This window comes from Cytobacillus sp. FSL W8-0315, assembly GCF_038002905.1.
In the GTDB taxonomy this organism is placed as follows: Bacteria; Bacillota; Bacilli; order Bacillales; family Cytobacillaceae; genus Cytobacillus; species Cytobacillus pseudoceanisediminis.
The window spans coordinates 1,561,769-1,578,921 of the sequence record NZ_JBBOOC010000001.1; the positions used below are offsets into that span (position 1 = coordinate 1,561,769).

The 17,153-nt window shown below is 41.1% G+C and carries 20 protein-coding genes and 1 riboswitch; of the genes, 8 read left to right on the forward strand and 12 right to left on the reverse strand.

Features of this window, described 5'->3' with window-relative positions:
* Window positions 1-83 precede the first annotated feature (83 nt).
* The 3 genes from MKY20_RS08035 to MKY20_RS08045 all read right to left on the reverse strand — a co-directional run bounded on the left by MKY20_RS08035 (window position 84) and on the right by MKY20_RS08045 (window position 3,707).
* Entirely contained in the window at window positions 84-1,133 is a 1,050-nt protein-coding gene (locus MKY20_RS08035; protein WP_251174696.1) for a cytochrome d ubiquinol oxidase subunit II, read from the reverse strand.
* Between the two features lie 13 nt (window positions 1,134-1,146).
* Window positions 1,147-2,508 carry a cytochrome ubiquinol oxidase subunit I gene (locus tag MKY20_RS08040; protein ID WP_192907811.1) on the reverse strand — a complete coding sequence of 454 codons (1,362 nt, stop codon included), beginning with the start codon at window positions 2,506-2,508 and terminating at the stop codon, window positions 1,147-1,149.
* A 131-nt stretch (window positions 2,509-2,639) separates the two neighbouring features.
* Window positions 2,640-3,707: a metal ABC transporter solute-binding protein, Zn/Mn family gene (locus MKY20_RS08045; protein WP_019382999.1), complete on the reverse strand. Its 1,068-nt coding sequence runs from the start codon at window positions 3,705-3,707 to the stop codon at window positions 2,640-2,642.
* 329 nt (window positions 3,708-4,036) lie between these two features.
* Here MKY20_RS08045 and MKY20_RS08050 point away from each other — a divergent pair, with 329 nt between their 5' ends.
* Window positions 4,037-4,600 (forward strand): beta-class carbonic anhydrase, encoded by a 564-nt coding sequence (locus tag MKY20_RS08050; RefSeq protein ID WP_026041815.1) that lies wholly within the window; start codon window positions 4,037-4,039, stop codon window positions 4,598-4,600.
* Here the strand turns inward: MKY20_RS08050 and yidD are convergent.
* Window positions 4,597-4,836 carry a membrane protein insertion efficiency factor YidD gene (yidD, locus tag MKY20_RS08055; protein WP_019383001.1) on the reverse strand — a complete coding sequence of 80 codons (240 nt, stop codon included), beginning with the start codon at window positions 4,834-4,836 and terminating at the stop codon, window positions 4,597-4,599. The two genes, MKY20_RS08050 and yidD, sit on opposite strands and share 4 nt — an antisense overlap.
* Before the next feature lie 141 nt (window positions 4,837-4,977).
* Here yidD and MKY20_RS08060 point away from each other — a divergent pair, with 141 nt between their 5' ends.
* Window positions 4,978-5,451: an S-ribosylhomocysteine lyase gene (locus tag MKY20_RS08060; RefSeq protein WP_251266966.1), complete on the forward strand. Its 474-nt coding sequence runs from the start codon at window positions 4,978-4,980 to the stop codon at window positions 5,449-5,451.
* Window positions 5,452-5,527: 76 nt separating this feature from the next.
* Here the strand turns inward: MKY20_RS08060 and cls are convergent, their stop codons facing one another.
* Together cls and ytzI are read right to left on the reverse strand one after the other, a co-directional pair.
* Entirely contained in the window at window positions 5,528-6,976 is a 1,449-nt protein-coding gene (gene cls, locus MKY20_RS08065) for a cardiolipin synthase (protein WP_341000867.1), read from the reverse strand.
* 92 nt (window positions 6,977-7,068) lie between these two features.
* The gene (gene ytzI, locus MKY20_RS08070) at window positions 7,069-7,251 is read right to left on the reverse strand and encodes a YtzI protein (protein WP_019383003.1); all 183 of its coding nucleotides are present in this window, start codon (window positions 7,249-7,251) and stop codon (window positions 7,069-7,071) included.
* 127 nt (window positions 7,252-7,378) lie between these two features.
* Between ytzI and MKY20_RS08075 the strand changes: the two genes are divergently transcribed.
* Entirely contained in the window at window positions 7,379-7,816 is a 438-nt protein-coding gene (locus MKY20_RS08075) for a Dps family protein (RefSeq protein ID WP_019383004.1), read from the forward strand.
* Between the two features lie 193 nt (window positions 7,817-8,009).
* On the opposite strand, the gene MKY20_RS08080 is transcribed toward MKY20_RS08075, so the two are convergent.
* Window positions 8,010-8,267, reverse strand: coding sequence for a DUF6154 family protein (locus tag MKY20_RS08080; RefSeq protein WP_009333396.1), 258 nt, complete (start codon window positions 8,265-8,267; stop codon window positions 8,010-8,012).
* A 275-nt stretch (window positions 8,268-8,542) separates the two neighbouring features.
* Here MKY20_RS08080 and MKY20_RS08085 point away from each other — a divergent pair, with 275 nt between their 5' ends.
* Window positions 8,543-8,872 (forward strand): hypothetical protein, encoded by a 330-nt coding sequence (locus tag MKY20_RS08085; RefSeq protein ID WP_009333395.1) that lies wholly within the window; start codon window positions 8,543-8,545, stop codon window positions 8,870-8,872.
* Window positions 8,873-8,988: 116 nt separating this feature from the next.
* Here the strand turns inward: MKY20_RS08085 and MKY20_RS08090 are convergent, their stop codons facing one another.
* Window positions 8,989-9,858 (reverse strand): DUF6612 family protein, encoded by an 870-nt coding sequence (locus tag MKY20_RS08090; protein ID WP_019383005.1) that lies wholly within the window; start codon window positions 9,856-9,858, stop codon window positions 8,989-8,991.
* A gap of 164 nt (window positions 9,859-10,022) precedes the next feature.
* Between MKY20_RS08090 and ytkD the strand changes: the two genes are divergently transcribed.
* Window positions 10,023-10,490, forward strand: coding sequence for an RNA deprotection pyrophosphohydrolase (gene ytkD / locus MKY20_RS08095; RefSeq protein WP_019383006.1), 468 nt, complete (start codon window positions 10,023-10,025; stop codon window positions 10,488-10,490).
* A gap of 27 nt (window positions 10,491-10,517) precedes the next feature.
* Here ytkD and MKY20_RS08100 read toward each other — a convergent pair whose 3' ends face one another.
* From MKY20_RS08100 to MKY20_RS08110, 3 genes are read right to left on the reverse strand one after another with little or no spacing between them, the layout of a single operon-like run.
* Window positions 10,518-11,327 (reverse strand): ABC transporter permease, encoded by an 810-nt coding sequence (locus tag MKY20_RS08100; protein WP_009333392.1) that lies wholly within the window; start codon window positions 11,325-11,327, stop codon window positions 10,518-10,520.
* Entirely contained in the window at window positions 11,305-12,084 is a 780-nt protein-coding gene (locus MKY20_RS08105) for an ABC transporter ATP-binding protein (RefSeq protein WP_009333391.1), read from the reverse strand. The genes MKY20_RS08100 and MKY20_RS08105 overlap by 23 nt, the downstream gene beginning before the upstream one ends.
* A gap of 21 nt (window positions 12,085-12,105) precedes the next feature.
* A complete protein-coding gene (locus tag MKY20_RS08110) occupies window positions 12,106-13,101 on the reverse strand; it encodes an ABC transporter substrate-binding protein (protein ID WP_009333390.1) in 996 nt (331 codons plus the stop codon).
* A gap of 166 nt (window positions 13,102-13,267) precedes the next feature.
* On the opposite strand from MKY20_RS08110, the gene MKY20_RS08115 reads away from it, so the two are divergent.
* Both MKY20_RS08115 and MKY20_RS08120 read left to right on the forward strand, forming a co-directional pair.
* Complete coding sequence (locus MKY20_RS08115) at window positions 13,268-14,053, forward strand: alpha/beta hydrolase family protein (RefSeq protein ID WP_009333389.1); 786 nt, start codon at window positions 13,268-13,270, stop codon at window positions 14,051-14,053.
* A gap of 79 nt (window positions 14,054-14,132) precedes the next feature.
* Window positions 14,133-14,375: a DUF2584 domain-containing protein gene (locus MKY20_RS08120; RefSeq protein ID WP_009333388.1), complete on the forward strand. Its 243-nt coding sequence runs from the start codon at window positions 14,133-14,135 to the stop codon at window positions 14,373-14,375.
* 331 nt (window positions 14,376-14,706) lie between these two features.
* Here the strand turns inward: MKY20_RS08120 and pckA are convergent, their stop codons facing one another.
* Complete coding sequence (gene pckA, locus MKY20_RS08125) at window positions 14,707-16,293, reverse strand: phosphoenolpyruvate carboxykinase (ATP) (RefSeq protein WP_009333387.1); 1,587 nt, start codon at window positions 16,291-16,293, stop codon at window positions 14,707-14,709.
* Between the two features lie 219 nt (window positions 16,294-16,512).
* Here pckA and MKY20_RS08130 point away from each other — a divergent pair, with 219 nt between their 5' ends.
* A complete protein-coding gene (locus tag MKY20_RS08130) occupies window positions 16,513-16,887 on the forward strand; it encodes a thiol-disulfide oxidoreductase DCC family protein (protein WP_009333386.1) in 375 nt (124 codons plus the stop codon).
* A gap of 105 nt (window positions 16,888-16,992) precedes the next feature.
* Window positions 16,993-17,109: riboswitch (SAM riboswitch) on the forward strand.
* Window positions 17,110-17,153: the final 44 nt, after the last annotated feature.

Genomic DNA, 17,153 nt, shown 5'->3' on the forward strand with positions numbered 1-17,153 from the left:
TTAAAATTGACAAATTTGCGGAGCATGTCACTTCTTTATTTTCTGCAGTGCTTTACTGTTCAGTCATGGCATTTGCAGGAATATCATGCCGGATCTTTAGTTTGTTTTTGCCGCAAATATCGTTTGTCGTTCATGAAAAGGCTCCAAAAGTATATGAACCCAGGGAAAAGGATTAGGAATCCTGCGATATAGGTGGCAAATATGGCCCGGAATGAGCTCGGATCTGTAAACGCAGAAGCAATAGTCACTTCAGGGTATACAATATAGGGCAGATGAGCTTTTCCATATACATAGCTGGCAGCAAGGTATTGGAGGGTTATGGAAATAACCGCCAATCTGGGAATTCCCCTAACTCCTTTTTTGTTTACGGACGGAAGGAACAGTGCCAGTCCTCCTATTAGAAACAATCCAAGAGACAGCAAAAGCAAAGGCAAATCATCGATCATCTTTTCATAAATCCAAAATGCTTCCCTTTTTAAAGTAAACATAATAAGAAATGCCATTATGATTGAAACCGGTCCAAGCATGATTGCATCCCTGCGGTACACTGAGTAAGCTTCCATCTCTTCCGAGGCTTTTGAGTAGTCAGCGAGTAGAAGGGAAGACAAAAACAGTGTGCTGCTGATGGCAAAACCAATAAAAGCATATTCATTCGGGCTAGTAAAAAGATGCGCAAGGTCCAGAGATTGCCTGCCATCAGTAAATTCAACAAAATCTCCATGGGTGATGGGCAAAACGCTAATCAGCAATCCGGGGATAAGGATTCCGGATAGGCCTGAAATATAGGTGAGCGGCTTCCTGTATTCTTCCGCAATGTTGGAAAACACGAGGAATGCACTTCGGATCGCAAGTAATAGCAATATGATGCTGCCTGGTATTAGAAGTACAGTTCCCAGTGTATAGGCTGCAGTTGGAAAAAGGCTATAGACTGCCACTACAATTGCGACGATAAAGGTGTTTGTCACTTCCCAGGTAGGAGACAAATAACGATTCGCCACATTTGCCGCCTTTATTTTGGGCAGATTGAAGTAAATCATGGACCAGAAGCCTGCGCCGAAATCCATTGTTGCCATTACCGCATATATGAAGACGAATCCCCATAACACTGTGATGGCAAGTAATTCTTCAGCCATTGGATTCACTCCTTCATGTATTTGATCCGTATAGAGGAACGTTTTTCTGTTCGGCTCTATTTATATCATCTATTACGGTATTCTTTTTGAAGTAATATAGCATAACAAACACAACTGCCACCCCAAGCACTACATATACCAGGGCAAAGAGAATAAATAATATCCCCAGATTTTCAGCGGTCGTAACAGAATCAGCAGTGGACAGCACCCGGTAGATGGTCCAAGGCTGACGTCCGGTACAGGCAAATACCCAGCCAAATTCTATTCCAAGAACTGCTAGCGGCCCTGAAGCAACAAATGCCCACATGAGGACCCGCGGAAAATGATTTTTTTTCAGAAACTTATTCCATACGAAAGCGATTAAGGATAAAAATATCAGCAATGAACCAATTCCGACCATGGCATTAAAGAGAGTATGAACAAAAAGTGGAGGCCATTCTTCTTCCGGAAAGTCATTCAGACCCACTACAACGGTGTCAAAGCTGTTGCCCGCCAAAAAGCTTAGTGCCCACGGAATTTCGATTCCCCACTTAACCCCCTGTGTTTCACGGTCTGTAAATCCGCCGATTGCAAGGGGGGCATAGGATTGTGTTTCAAACAGCCCCTCTGCTGCTGCAAGTTTTTCCGGCTGATACTCATGCAGATATTGAGCCGATTCATGGCCGTTTAAAGCTGTTAAAAATGAAAAAATTCCGCCGACAATCAGGCTCAGCATAAGTGCTTTCTTATGAAAGTTATATACTCGTGTTCCGAATGGAGTTCTCAGCATTTTGAAAGCAGCAACTGACGCTACAACAAATGCGCCTGTTGTGTAAGCTGATAGTGCCACATGGCCAGCTGTAACGATAAAGCTTGGGTTAAAAAACGCAGCCCATGGATCCACATCGACAATTTCCCCATCGACAATCCTGAAGCCCTGTGGTGTTCCTTCAAATGCGTGAACATTGGTTATCAGAACAGCAGAGGCGAAAGCGCCAAGGGCAACCAGCACAAGGCTTGATATACGCATCCATGGAGGAATTCTTTCGGCAGCATACACATAAATTGACATAAATAAAGCTTCAATAAAAAAAGCGTAAATTTCAATCTGGAATGGCAAAGCCATCACCTTGCCGATAACCTCCATAAAACCAGGCCAGAGAAGGGAAAGCTGCGTTCCTGCTATGGTTCCTGTCGGAATTCCTACTCCAAGAAGCACTGCAAATGCCTTGGTCCACCGTTTTGCCATAATGACGTAATCATGATCCTTCGTTTTCTGGTAAAGAAGTTCCGCTGTCAGCATCATCAGTGGCAAGCCAACTCCAATCGTTGCAAAAATAATATGAAAGCCCATTGTAGTCCCAAATAAAGACCTTGCAATCAATAAATCACTCAATGCATTTTCATCCCTTCAATTTCTTCAATGGAAATAGTTTCTTCAAAAACCAGCCAACTATGTAAACTTTTCCTGTATTAGCTATATTAAGGAAACGAAAAAACCTCCCAATGTGGGAGGTTAGTGAGAACTTATTCGTTCAGCGCTTTTTTCAATGAATCCAGATTATCTTCCATAAGTGTAAAATAAGTTTGATTTTCTGATATATTTTCTTCTGTAAGGACCGATAAATTATGAAGCATTAAAGGTTCTGCACCGATTTCTTTTTGCAGAATTTCAGTCAGTCTTGAGCTGACATTCTGTTCAAAAAAGACATATTTCAAGTCATGTTCTTTGGCTTCCGCAATGATTTTCTGCAGTTCTTTCTGAGTAGGCTCGCTGGAAGAATTTAAACCCGATACACTGATTTGATCTAAACCATATCGTTCTTCCCAATATCCATATGCTGCGTGTGAAACAATGAATTCCTTATGCTCAGCATTTTGAACTGTCTGCTCAAAGTCATTATGGAGAAGATCCAGCTCCTGGGCAAGCTCCAGATAATTCTGTTCAAACTGCTCTTTCTGTTGAGGCATCTGCTCAACTAAAGCATCTTTAATTGATTCAGCCAATTCCTTGGAGTATAAAGGATCCAGCCAAACATGGGGGTCGATATCTCCATGGCTATGATCATGACCTTCTTCAGATTCTCCTTCATGATCATGACCTTCTTCAGATTCTCCTTCATGTTCATGGCCATCTTCAGATTCAGCTCCGTGCTCATCAGCATGTTCTTCTTCATGTTCAGCTTCATCAGCATGTTCTTCGGCTTCATGCGCAGGATCATGATTTTCATCTGAGTGAACAAACTCAATATTTTCTCCTGCGGCCACCATTTTAACTTTCTCATTTTTCAATGTTTCTTTTGCTTTTTCCACAAAGCCTTCAAGACCGAGTCCTATAAAAATAAAAAGATCTGAATCAGCCAGCTTCATCATATCTTTTTGTGATGGTTCAAAAGTATGTTCATCCGACCCGGGAGGATAGATGGTTTCAACTTCTAACGCATCCCCTCCGATTCGTTCAGTAAAATATTGAAGCGGGTATACCGTTGTATAAACCGTAGTTTTATTGCTGCTGTTTTCTTCTGGCTTATCGTCTGAGCAGCCTGATAGAACTAAGATTAGGCCTAAAATAAATACTAAAAATTTCTTTGTCATTTTCTCTTTCTCCTCCTTTAGTAAAACGTAGTTATTACGATTTAAAGCACGGACTATATTTTTAAATAATGTTTATTAGGGCAGTTAATTGCAGCAGTCAGCGTCCAAGTGATTAATAATACGTAATCATTACGATTTCCCTTAGTTATCTTACATAATTTCCAGCCAAAAAGCAAGAATAAAAATTTGTTTGAAGCTCCAGCTTTATGTATCATAAATATAGATGCCTGTTAAAGGTCATCATTAGTATTGACATCTTTTTGTCAAGTATTGCAGCATTTATGCCTGCTCAAAGCAAAAAAATACATAAAAGTCAGGGAGTGGAACAATTGAAACTTTTAGAAGAAATCTTAAACCATAACCAGCAGTTTGTTGAAGAAAAAAAGTATGAAGAGTTTGAAACAACGAAATTCCCTAATAAGAAAATGGTTATCTTGACTTGCATGGACACTCGTTTAGTGGAGCTTTTGCCAAAAGCGCTCAATGTAAGAAATGGTGATGTGAAAATTATCAAAAATGCGGGAGCTTTAGTAACACATCCGTTTGGAAGTATTATGAGAAGCATTTTAGTAGCTGTTTACCAGCTGCAGGCAAAAGAAGTGTTTGTTATTGGCCATCATGACTGTGGCATGAGCGGAATGAAAGCAGATGCGGTTGTCAGCAGCATGAAGGAGAGAGGCATTACTGAGGATGCATTGGATACGATGACATACTCAGGAATCGCTGCAGAAGACTGGCTAAGAGGCTTTGAAAATGTAGAGGATAGTGTGTCCCATAGCGTCCATATGGTGAAAAAGCATCCATTGATGCCGGCAGATGTGCCTGTGCATGGGCTTGTTATTCATCCTGGCACAGGCAAGCTTGACCTGGTAGTGGACGGATACGAGGGTTAATTCTTTTTCTTTTTGGGCCATTCCTCCGGAACAAGGTCAACACCGCCTGGATGAAAGGGATGACATTTAAGGATCCGTTTTATAGTCAGCCAGCCGCCCTTTAAGGCGCCAAATCGCTTAACAGACTCCAGCCCATAATGGGAACATGTCGGATAAAAACGGCATGTTGGAGGCTTTAGCGGTGAAATCGCAATTTGATAGAAACGAAATATCGAAATCATTATTTTTTTTAACATGGCATTACCTTTCCTGGTTAAATCATATTTTCTTTTAAAATAACATATAATCGTGAAAACGTCATAATTTTCATATTAATTTGATGAATTTAGTCGGATATTGCGTTATAATAAAAGGAAAACTTTAGGGGAGTGTTTTGAATGCCTTCAGTAGAAAGTTTCGAGTTGGATCACAATGCTGTTAAAGCTCCATACGTGAGGCACTGCGGTGTCCATAAAGTGGGAAGTGACGGTTTAGTTAACAAGTTTGATATCCGTTTCTGTCAGCCAAATAAGCAGGCGATGAAGCCGGATGTCATTCATACACTTGAGCATCTGCTCGCTTTTAATATCCGTACGCATGCAGAGAATTATGATCATTTTGATATTATTGATATTTCCCCGATGGGATGCCAGACAGGCTATTATTTAGTCGTTAGCGGAGAGCCGTCAGTTGAAGAAATAATCGATCTGCTTGAAGCTACAATGCAAGATGCGGTTGAAATAACCGAGATTCCTGCTGCAAATGAGAAGCAATGCGGACAGGCAAAGCTTCATGACCTTGAAGGCGCAAAACGTCTTATGAGATTCTGGCTGGATCAATCGAAGGATGATTTGAAACAGGTTTTTGCATAATGAAAACGGGCTGACTGGTCAGCCCGTTTTTATAATAAGATAAGAATAAAATTTTGTAAGCCGATAACTGCATGACTTATAAAATCGGCGATAAAAGTCTTGAAATGGATTCTTTCAATTTGATTTTTAAGGCTCTATTTCTGTAATCTTCTGCAGTAAGGTTAGTTGATAGCTGGACATCTTCCTGAAAGCTCTCAGTCAGTTCTTTCGAAACGTCCTCATCATATATAAAGGCATTTACCTCAAAATTCAGCCTGAAGCTTCTAACATCTATATTCGCGGTTCCAACCGACGAAACTTTCTCGTCAACAATCAAGGTTTTTGCATGGATAAAGCCATTCTCATATATATAGATGTTCGCATTAGCTTTTAACATTTCTCCTATATAGGAGTAGGTTGCCCAATAAACAAACATATGGTCAGGCTTGTTCGGTACCATAATGTTCACTTCCACCCCTGATAATGCAGCTATTTTCAATGCATCCAGTAGACTAGCGTCCGGAATGAAGTAGGGAGTTTGGATATAAATAGATTTACGGGCCGATGAAATCATTTTTATATACCCATTTTTAATCTGTTCCCATTCCGAATCAGGACCGCTGGTAACAATTTGCATCCCTACGCTATCTCGAGACTCGGTCAGTGGAAAATACTTAGGAGCATAGTAAATATCATGGCGGTGCGAAGCCTGGTTCCAGTCCAGGATAAAGCGGGTCTGCAGGGAATGGACAGCACTCCCTCTAATTCTTAAATGAGTATCACGCCAATACCCAAACTTTGGATTTAGCCCGAGGTATTCATCCCCGACATTAAACCCGCCAACATATCCAATTCGGCCGTCAATAATGGCAATCTTGCGATGGTTCCGGTAATTAATTCTCAAGTTGATAAATTGCAGCCGGGAAGGGAAAAAGGCTTCAATTTCCCCTCCTGCCGCAATCAGCTCTTTAAACGCCCTTTTATGCAGGCTTCTTGAACCCAGTTCATCATAGAGAAGCCTTACTTTTACGCCTTCCTTTGCCTTTTCCGTCAAAAGATTGATTAAGCTTTTCCCCAGATTATCTCTCTTGAAGATATAATATTGCAGATGGATGTGATCGACTGCATTTTTGATGTCATCCACAAGCGAATTGAACTTCTCTTTCCCATCTGTAAAAATCCTGACCTCGTTGTCCTGGGTTAATACCGAATCATTATTGACAAGATGCATATATATAAGGTCCTTGGAGTTTTTAATTATGTCATTTCGAAAATGGAAATCCTTTTCCTTGATTCCTCTGATTTGATTGTTCAGCAGTTCATCAATTCCAATCTTTTTGCGGTCTTCCCATTGAAACATCTTTCTTCTGGTTAAATTCTGCCCAAAGAAGAGATACATGAAAAAACCAAGAAGAGGAAGAAAGAACAAAACCATGAGCCAGGCCCATGTGGCACCTGCATCCCTTCGCTCCAGAAAGATAACAAATGCTGCCAGGATAATATTTAATACTAGAAATACTGTAAGCATCATGGAGTATATATCCATCTCAATGTCCTCTCATTACATGTATATTATTTCCGTCCATTTAAAAGGAAAACCTCCGGCTATACGGAGGCTGTATATATAATAGCGTATGCTTATGAACGGTTTTGGTTATCTTCTTGATCTTCTTTAGCCTCTTTTTGTTCCTGCTCGCTGTCAGGAAGCGGATCAACTGGGTCTACCGTATGTTTGAATTGGTAAGCTTTTGAAGTGGTAATGACGCTTAAAAGCAGTACCACGATCACAATGATAATCGATATGACTAATACCGTATACATGTTTCTCCCCCTTTTCTCTCAATATTTTACCATGAAAGCAGCTCTTTCATGAAAGATTTCGCAATCACCAAGGTACAGGTTTGATTTTTGTTAATGTGGGTAATCTATTGTTGGGAGGATGATTTATATGAGTATAGAATTGGTAAAGGCTGTTAACCAGCAAGTAGCAAACTGGACTGTTCTGTATGTAAAGCTTCACAATTACCATTGGTATATTAAAGGGAAAAACTTTTTTACCCTTCATGCAAAATTTGAAGAACTTTATAATGAAGCCAACGTACATGTTGATGAACTGGCTGAGAGAATCCTGGCTCTTGAAGCCAAGCCGGTTGCGACTATGAAGGAAGTTCTTGAGACCAGTTCTCTCGAAGAAGCGACAGGAAAAGAAAATGAAGAAGAGATGGTCCAATCTGTCGTTGATGACTTCGAAAAAATGGTGGACGAGCTTCAGGAAGCCATTGAGCTAGCAGAAGAAGCCAAAGATGAAGGAACAGGCGACATGCTGATTGCTGTAAAGCAAAGCTTAAAGAAACATATTTGGATGCTAAAAGCATACCTTGGCTAATAAACAAAGACTGGCTGGAAAGCTGGTCTTTTTGTATGCAAAAAAAAAGAGAGAGTGCCTTCGGAACAAATCTAAACCGGGTGCCTTTCCTTTGTGCTTACCTTACTCCCGGCGTGTATGTACAATAAAACAAAAAGCGGCTTATCGCCGCCTTAAATAATATGGATAGTTAATAATTCCGGATATGTATAGTTTAGTGTATGTTACGGTGATGAATGATTGGGCTTCTGCGCTGGCCGTAATTCTCACTGGCAAATTTCCCTTTTAAGCTCTCAATCAGATAAAGCCCCATTAAATCATATAATTCCTGATTTTCGAGATCCTTGATGATATTCAGCAGGTCTTCTCTGTCCATTTCTTCTAAGAAAGCAAAAGCGAGCATATCGATATCCTCTTCATCACCTGTCAGCTTATTCCTGTAAAGTTCATATAGCTCATCAATCAGTTTCATGATAACACCTCCTTAATAATGCGCCTGTTTTATTTAGTATACTTAATTTAATACCCCTGATGCAGGAAAATATTCACCCGGATAAATTGAGAAGCCGTTTCCCATTTATTTAACTTAGTATATGTAAGCTTATGAAGAATGATCGTAATTTCGTATAATTTTATCATAAATGTGGGATACGATAACTATAGAAATGAAAAAGTAATGATATTTAAGATAAAGCAACCGGTGTTGAAGCTGTGTCACAGGAATGAACAAAAAAGGGGCTGACATGATTGGAAGGGAATAAAAAGACGTATTATATAACGCTTGGTTCTGGGGAGATTTCCCAAAGTGCCACTGGCTCAACATGGAATTTTAAAATAGAGGCAACAGATGATGAAATCATTGCCTTAAGAGAATATTTTGACCAGAACTATTCAACTGAGTGGCAGAATTTTTACAGGGCCCATGTTCCTTATGTTCAATACCATTATGACCGTGAAAATGATGCTTATGATGATACAATGAAGAAAATTTATGGAATGATTTATGATCTTGGAGATGATGAAGCAAGAAAGCATATTGAAAGCATGGGGATCCTCACCGAAGAGGAACATAAATAAGAAAAACGGAAGCGCCTCGCCCACCCCCTGCACCTGAATGGGGCAGGCTGGAAAGCTCTCGAAGTGCCAAGTAATATTTAGTAGCATAAAAAGCTGAGGCGAATGCCTCAGCTTTTCTACATTTCCATTTCTACAGCTGTATCAAGAACTTCCTGCGGAACAGCTATAGCCTCTACCTTATTATAGTTTGAGTATTGGCCGTTCATGTTCTGCTTCATGGAGATGGTCTGGCCTTCAGCCGTGATTTCCATTTCCATAATCATATTCAGCACACTTGGATAAAAAGTTTCTTTATCAATCACGATTTCGTATTCAACGCCGTTAATTTTCATGTTATCAAGCATTTCTCCGTTCGCGGCCAGTTCAGGCGGGAGCGTTTCTGCTGCTGTTTCCTTCACAAAATCATTGAATTTTTCTCCATCGGCTTTCAGCTTTAGGATGTAGTTTTCTGCGTCCTGTTCAAACGTAAAGTCGTCCACGAACTCCTGCAATTTTTTTAGTTCTTCACCAGGATTCGTCTGCTGACTGGACATTTGAAGCAAATCATCCGACATTTCTTTAGGGAACTTCATCCACTGCTTACCGGCGGCGTCATAAAGGAACATGCCTTCTTCAGTAAAATAGCTTTCGATATCATATGACTCTTCTGTGCCGTCCATCGACATAGTCATCTTTTGATAGAAGGCCATTGGATCTGTTGTAACATCCATGTCAATGACAGAATCGATATTCATATTTTCCCCTTCAGTGCCTGAGCTCATTTCCTGGCTCATATCCATATTTACGGAGAAGCTTTTAAGCTCTTCTGAAGCCTCGGTTGATTTCGTTAAAACTTCCTCCAGTGTCAATTCTGAAGCTTCTTCTGCTTTGGTTTCTTCCTTGTCTGTGCCACCATCAGATTCATTTACAGGTTTTGCTGTCTCACTGCATGCAGCCAGCATTAGAATCATTAAGAAGCCAATAAGAATTGCAAGGGACTTTTTCAAGGTATACACTCCTCTATTTTGGTTAGTCAGCTAATTTTACGGTAAAAAAAGGAAAAAAGTTTCAAAAATATGTAATTTGATACTTTAGGCCCAGAAGTTTTTAAATAAATAATAAACATATATAATGATAACAACAGAAATTTATTTTCGAGTGAGGGAAAAGTATGGAAACCTTTTTGGATGCGAACGGCGGGGAAGTGAGATTTTCTTTTAATAAAAGAGCTTTTGGAACAGAGCCAAGACATGTTCTGGTCATTTGCCGCTATGGCGATCAATGGCTGCTGACGAATCATAAAAAGCGGGGGTGGGAATTTCCGGGCGGCAAGAGAGAACAGGGGGAGTCACTTGATGAGGCAGCCAGAAGAGAGGTATATGAAGAAACAGGAGCGGACTTAAAGGATTTACACTTTATTGGTGAATATGAAGTAAACTTTGGAACCGAACGTTTTGTCAAAGCCATTTTTTTCGCAGAGGTGGAGAGCCTTAACAAAAAGGAGCAATATTTTGAAACTGACGGTCCCATCCTGACAGAGGGAAACATGCTGGAAGACAGATGGAACAGTCAATACAGTTTTATCATGAAGGATAAAGTAATTGAAAACTGCCTCGAAAAAATCATGAAGGAAAAGTAAAAAACGGCAATACACTGTGCCGTTTTTTTAAGATCCATTTTTAATCAGTTTTCGCTCGAGAAGTTCGACAAGCTGATACATCACTGTTGCAAAAACAGCAATTACCAGCAATGACAGCATGACAAGGGTGAAGTTGAATACTTGGAAGCCGTAAATAATCATGTATCCGAGACCTTTTGAAGATACAAGGAATTCGCCGACAATGACTCCGACCCATGATAGCCCGACATTCACCTTTAAAGTGGAAATGATAGTCGGGAATGAAGCAGGCAAAATGGCTTCCCTGAAGATTTGAAATCGATTCGCCCCAAAGGTCTGAAGCACTTTAATATAATTGGGGTCTACTTCTTTGAAAGATGTATAGACGACAATGGTTGTGATGATGATGGAAATAATCGCTCCCATGGCTACAATTGAAGTAAAACTGGGGCCTAATGCGACGATTAATATCGGGCCAAGGGCAACCTTTGGCATTGAATTCAGGACAACCAAATAGGGATCCGCTATTTTCGATAGCATCGGTGACCACCAGAGAATGGCTGCAAGCAATGTGCCTAAAAAAGTACCCAAAATGAATCCAAAAACGGTTTCTGACAAAGTATAGCCTAAATCCACCATCAAGGTACCATCCTGGATTTTGGTTAAAAATAACCCCCATACTTTAGAAGGCGAACTGAAAATCAGCGGATCTATCCATTGCTTTTGGCTTGCCAGCTCCCACCCTGAAAAAAACACGATAAAGATGACAGCCTGATAGAAGCGGACCCATTTTTTTTCACGGTTCAACGACTGGATATATTTCTGGTGGAGGAATTTAACGTTCTCCTGCGGGCTCAAGGGACTCCAGCTCCTTCCATATAGTTTGAAAAATTGCTGGATATGCTTCATGATTTCTTGCGTTAAAAGGAGTTTCATCTCTTAATTCTTTCGGAATGACAAACGTTTTATGAAGCTGTCCGGGCCTTGCGGAAAAGAGAAAAACGCGATCACTCATGCTGATTGCCTCACCAATATCATGGGTAACCAGTATGGCTGTTTTACCAAAAGATTTAAGCGTGTTAGAGACCAAATCCTCAAGCTTCAGCTTGGTTTGATAATCTAATGCGGAAAAGGGTTCATCAAGCATGAGCAGCTTTGGTTCTGTTGCAAGTGTTCTTACAAGGGCAACACGCTGGCGCATTCCGCCTGAAAGCTGCTTCGGAAACTGTGATTCTACACCTTTTAATCCCATCTCCTTAAGGAGCTGCAGAGCATAAGCTTTTTTGTCTGGAGTAAGGCTGTTCCCGATTTTCAGCCCCAGCAGGATATTTTCTTCAATCGTTTTCCAGGGAAAAAGATAATCCTGCTGCAGCATATAGCCAATTTCATTTTCTGCCGTTTCAACCCGCTTTCCTTCAAGTGTTACAGTGCCTTCTGTGGGTTCAAACAGGCCTGCTATGATGGAAAGCAAAGTTGTCTTGCCGCATCCGCTTGGGCCGAGGAAGGAAACAAATTCGCCTTCCTCCACTTCAAGCGAAATATCGGAGAGGGCCGTTACAGCAGAGGTTTTCGTAAAATAAGTGTGGTGGACAGCATCTACCTTTAAAAAATTCATGTCGGCCTCCTCTTTCGTTTATTACTTCATTACACCTTCAGCGATTTCTGTGTTGACAAGTGTGTCATGCTCTATGCGCTTAGGGAGCTCTCCTGCTTCGTCCATGATGTTCTGCAGATTTTCCCATTCTTCAGTGTCCAGGATAGGATCTGTTGCAAAGGATCCCTGGCTCTTATAGCGGTCTACTACCATCTCAATGATATCAAGCTCGGTATTGTCGAAATATCCTTGAATGGTTTCTGCCGTTTCTTTCGCACTGTGTGTCTCAACCCATTGCTGTGCTTTATAAATCGCTCTTGTGAATTTTTCGACCGTTTCTTTATTTTCATCAATATAGCTTTGTTTTGTCATGAATGTGGTATATGGTACATGACCGGACTCTGTTCCGAAAGAAGCTACGATATAGCCTTTGCCTTCTTTTTCAAAAACACTGGCAGTCGGCTCGAACAGCTGAACAAACTCGCCTGTTCCTGAAGCGAAGGCCGGAGCGATATTGGCATAATCAATATTTTGAATCAAGTCCATATCTGCGTGAGGATCAATTCCATGCTTTTTCAGAACAAACTCACCGGCCATTTGCGGCATACCGCCTTTGCGCTGGCCAAGGAATGTTTTGCCTTTCAGCATATCCCAGGAAAAATTGTCGATTTTATTGCGGGAAACTAAAAATGTTCCATCTGTCTGGGTTAGCTGTGCAAAGTTGATAACCGGGTCATTGGAGCCCTGCGCGGATACGTAAATCGATGTTTCAGAGCCAACAAGCGCCACATCAGCGCTGTCTGAAAGCAAAGCTGTCATCGTTTTATCTCCGCCTGCTGTAGTCGTAAGCTCTACTTTAAGACCTTCTTCTTCAAAGAAACCCTTCTCAAGGGCTACATATTGCGGAGCATAGAAGATGGAACGTGTCACTTCGGCAATACGGACGTTTTGCATTTCATCCTTTCCGCAAGCGGCCAAAGGAACAATAAGTATCGCCGTAAGCAAAAGAAGCATGCTTACTTTCATCCATTTTTTCATAAGCCATAAGACCTCCCTTATGCTAAAAAAGTCAGATTTAAAAGCCTAGGATATCGTATGAAAATCGAAAAAATGTGTGAATGCCCATGGAAACATTTTTAGGCGGAGGTCATAAAGCTCATACTATTAGTCGTATTCAGATTACTTCAAGAGGGGGAATGAGGACATGGAATTCCAAAATGGCCAAATCATAAATAAACAGAGATTTCCTTCGCCAAATCCGGCAATCGAATTATCAGTTGTCACATATCATGCAAACGGATTACATATAAAAGGCCTGCTGGCAGAGCCAAAGGGGGAGGAGCTATATGATGGATTCCTATACCTGAGAGGAGGCATAAAAAATGTCGGGAAAGTAAGGCCTTCACGGATTGTCCAGTTTGCCTGTGAAGGCTTTATTGTATTCGCCCCTTTTTACAGAGGCAACCAAGGGGGAGATGGCAACGAAGATTTTGCAGGGGAGGACAGACAGGACGCGTTTGCCGCTTTCACTCTTCTTCAGGAGCATGCACGGGTAAAAAGAGTCCATATATTTGGCTTTTCCCGCGGTGGCGTAATGGCATTGCTTACTGCAATCGAGTTTCCGGAAGCCGCGTCCATTGTAACATGGGGAGGGGTCAGTGATATGTTTCTCACTTATGTGGAGCGCAAGGATCTCCGAAGAATGATGAAACGTGTAATAGGCGGAACCCCGACGAAGTTTCCGGAAAGGTATAAATATCGCACCCCGCTTTTTCGGCTGGAACAGCTGGAGGCGCCTGTCTTAATCATCCATGGGGAACAGGATCATAATGTTTCGGTGGAGCATTCCTATCGCCTGGAAAAAAGGCTCAAGGCTCTTAAAAAAGAAGTAGGCAGCTGGTATTTCCCTGAATATACCCACTACTTTCCGCCAGCCGTGAACCGGAAGACAGTAGAGGATTTAAGTGCGTGGATGAAAAGCAATGGGTAGATAAAATTAAAGACTTTCAGAGCGGAAAAAGGTGGGGTAAAATAGAGGTAAGGATATTAAGAATGAAGGAGAGATACCAATGGGTATGCCTTTAGAGCTGAACACAATGATCGTGACAAAGGGAAGGGAAAAAAGACTTGATGAAAATTTCTTTTCGCTTGTCAAAGACGGATACCGATTATATCCGCTCGATATCCCTGTCGAGGTAAAAAGAACAATTGACGGAGACCTGAACGGAATGGGTATTATTAGAAAAGTAGAATGGGAAAACAGCCAGACACTCATTACTTACCAGCTTGTTTCTCTAAACTCAACAAACTAAAGAGCGCCTGGACTTAGTCCGGCGTTTTTTTGTTCAAAAGATTTCTGCAAATCGCAAGTGAGAATAGTGCTTTTTTAATCAGGGAATGAGAAAGAATGATTAGTTGGAATAGTGCCGCTGAGCGAGGAAAAGGAGTTGCGAAAGGACTTAAACAGAAGGAATAGTGCTACTGAGAAATAGAAAAAGAGTGCGAACTGGAACTAATCGAAGCGCACTGTGCCGATCAACGACTATAAGTCTGCATGCAAGAAACTTATTCGTTCGAGCTTGAAGACTTATAAAATGAAATATAAAAAAGGAATTGCTGCTAAGCTGCAATTCCTTTTCTATATTATGCGATTGGTCCGCCTTTTTCTTCGATTTCAGAAGAAACGCTTGTGAACTTCTTGAAGTTCTCACGGAATTTTGCAGCGAGTTCTTTTGCCTTTGCTTCATAAGCAGCCTGATCTGCCCATGTTTTGTTTGGCTGAAGAACTTCGTCAGGCACACCCGTAACGTGCTGCGGAATTTCCAATCCGAAAATTTCGTCTTTGACTGTTTCTACGTTGTTTAGTTCGCCTTCAAGTGCAGCTTCCACCATAGCACGAGTGTAAGCAAGTTTCATGCGTTCACCGACTCCGTACTCTCCGCCAGTCCATCCTGTGTTTACCAGGAAGACTTTTGCATTATGCTCATCGATCTTCTCGCCAAGCATTTCAGCATAACGGTTTGCAGGAAGCGGAAGGAAAGGTGATCCAAAGCAAGTTGAGAACGTTGCCTGCGGTGAAGTGATGCCGCGCTCAGTTCCTGCCAGCTTGGAAGTATATCCGCTTAAGAAATGGTACATTGCCTGCTCTTTTGACAGTTTAGAGATTGGAGGCAATACGCCAAATGCGTCAGCTGTTAAAAATACGATTGTATTAGGATGTCCGGCAATGCTTGGGTCAACAATATTATCGATGGCCTGAAGCTGGTAAGCCGCACGTGTATTTTCAGTTAAAGTGCTGTCATCGTAATCAGCAACCCGAGTTTCGCTGTTTACTACCACATTTTCCAATACAGCCCCAAATCGGATAGCATCAAAAATTTGCGGTTCTTTCTCACGGGATAAGTTAATGCATTTCGCATAGCAGCCGCCTTCAATATTGAAGACGCCATTTGCTGACCAGCCATGCTCGTCATCCCCAATCAGCTTGCGGTTAGGGTCTGCAGATAAGGTTGTTTTCCCTGTTCCGGATAAGCCGAAGAATAAAGCAACATCTCCTTCACGACCAACGTTCGCGGAACAGTGCATAGGAAGGATCCCGTTTTCTGGAAGCATATAGTTCATAACAGAGAAAATGGACTTTTTCATTTCGCCTGCATATTCAGTACCACCGATTAAAACAGTACGGCGCTCGAATGAAATGATGATAAATGTTTCGGACTTTGTGCCGTCAACTGCAGGGTCTGCTTTGAAATTAGGAGCAGAAATGACTGTGAACTCTGCTTGATGATCCAATAGCTCGTCTTCTGCCGGACGAATGAATAACTGATGTGCGAAAAGATTGTGCCAGGCATATTCATTAATTACCTGGATTGGCATGCGGTGCTTTTTATCTGCGCCTGCGAAGCCTTTGAAAACAAATACTTCTTCTTTTTCTTTTAAGTAGTTGATTACTTTATTATAAAGATTAGAGAATGCTTCTTCAGAGATAGGCTGGTTTACGCTGCCCCAATCCATTTTATCTTTATTTGATGCTTCTTCAACAATGTATTTATCTTTAGGAGAACGTCCTGTATACTTTCCTGTAGTAGCGCGTACGGCGCCAGTAGAGGTAAGGGACCCTTCATTGCGGTTTAAAACTTTTTCCACAAGCTGAGGAACGGATAATTGCACTTGAATGTTGCTGCCATTTAATAATTCGCTCAATTCGTTTGATATGCTTACAGAGTTCATCTGATGAATACCTTCCTTTTTTCCGATTTTTTTATGAAAGTGATTACATCTCGAAATTAGTATAACACATTAAAACGATTAGTCTATACTATTACGAAACTTTTTTATTCATGTTATAAAAATGTCATAATTGGACATGCAATTCCACTTTAATCACCTTATAACTGATATATGTTAATATAGAAGAAAGTGTTAATTTTAACATGGGACTGATCTAAAATGAAGACAATTGCCCTCTATGATGAAACTTGTTCTTTATGCAAGGAAACAAAGAAGATATTTAAAAAACTTGATTGGCTGAATAAAGTGGTATGGATTTCTCTGCAGGAGTATGAAAAAATCCCGGATTCTCTCTCGTTTTCCAAGCATGACCTGCGCAGAGAGCTTCATATTATTACTCCATCGGGCGGTGTGAAAAAGGGTTATTCTGCAGTAAGGAGACTGCTGTTCCTCTTTCCTGCCTCCTTTTTAATCAGCCTCCTTTTATATCTCCCATTGACGCCAATACTGGGCGATCCGATCTACAAATGGATTGCTAAAAACAGGCATAAATTTCTAAAGAAAAAATGTGATGATGGAAGCTGTTCGCTGTAAGCATGGAGCATAATTTTCAATGCTGAAATTTTACTGTTAAAAATAATGAAAACTTGTTGACATGATTCGATAAAATACGGTATGATTCAACCTTGAACGGATACTCTCTTATCCCGAGCTGGTGGAGGGACAGGCCCTATGAAACCCAGCAACCTGCTAAAAGGCATTTATCAGCAAAGGTGCTAACCTGACGCAAGGACGTAATTCCTTGAACGATAAGAGTGAAAGGCGCGAATCGATTTGCTTTCAACCTTTTCACTATTGAG

Excerpts from the sequence above, each read along its gene's own strand:
- MKY20_RS08035 (WP_251174696.1), bottom strand. The coding sequence starts at position 1,133 with ATGGCTGAAGAATTACTTGCCATCACAGTGTTATGGGGATTCGTCTTC.
- MKY20_RS08045 (WP_019382999.1), bottom strand. The coding sequence starts at position 3,707 with ATGACAAAGAAATTTTTAGTATTTATTTTAGGCCTAATCTTAGTTCTA.
- yidD (WP_019383001.1), bottom strand. The coding sequence starts at position 4,836 with ATGTTAAAAAAAATAATGATTTCGATATTTCGTTTCTATCAAATTGCG.
- MKY20_RS08060 (WP_251266966.1), top strand. The coding sequence starts at position 4,978 with ATGCCTTCAGTAGAAAGTTTCGAGTTGGATCACAATGCTGTTAAAGCT.
- cls (WP_341000867.1), bottom strand. The coding sequence starts at position 6,976 with ATGGATATATACTCCATGATGCTTACAGTATTTCTAGTATTAAATATT.
- ytzI (WP_019383003.1), bottom strand. The coding sequence starts at position 7,251 with ATGTATACGGTATTAGTCATATCGATTATCATTGTGATCGTGGTACTG.
- MKY20_RS08075 (WP_019383004.1), top strand. The coding sequence starts at position 7,379 with ATGAGTATAGAATTGGTAAAGGCTGTTAACCAGCAAGTAGCAAACTGG.
- MKY20_RS08080 (WP_009333396.1), bottom strand. The coding sequence starts at position 8,267 with ATGAAACTGATTGATGAGCTATATGAACTTTACAGGAATAAGCTGACA.
- ytkD (WP_019383006.1), top strand. The coding sequence starts at position 10,023 with ATGGAAACCTTTTTGGATGCGAACGGCGGGGAAGTGAGATTTTCTTTT.
- MKY20_RS08105 (WP_009333391.1), bottom strand. The coding sequence starts at position 12,084 with ATGAATTTTTTAAAGGTAGATGCTGTCCACCACACTTATTTTACGAAA.
- MKY20_RS08110 (WP_009333390.1), bottom strand. The coding sequence starts at position 13,101 with ATGAAAAAATGGATGAAAGTAAGCATGCTTCTTTTGCTTACGGCGATA.
- MKY20_RS08115 (WP_009333389.1), top strand. The coding sequence starts at position 13,268 with ATGGAATTCCAAAATGGCCAAATCATAAATAAACAGAGATTTCCTTCG.
- MKY20_RS08120 (WP_009333388.1), top strand. The coding sequence starts at position 14,133 with ATGGGTATGCCTTTAGAGCTGAACACAATGATCGTGACAAAGGGAAGG.
- pckA (WP_009333387.1), bottom strand. The coding sequence starts at position 16,293 with ATGAACTCTGTAAGCATATCAAACGAATTGAGCGAATTATTAAATGGC.
- MKY20_RS08130 (WP_009333386.1), top strand. The coding sequence starts at position 16,513 with ATGAAGACAATTGCCCTCTATGATGAAACTTGTTCTTTATGCAAGGAA.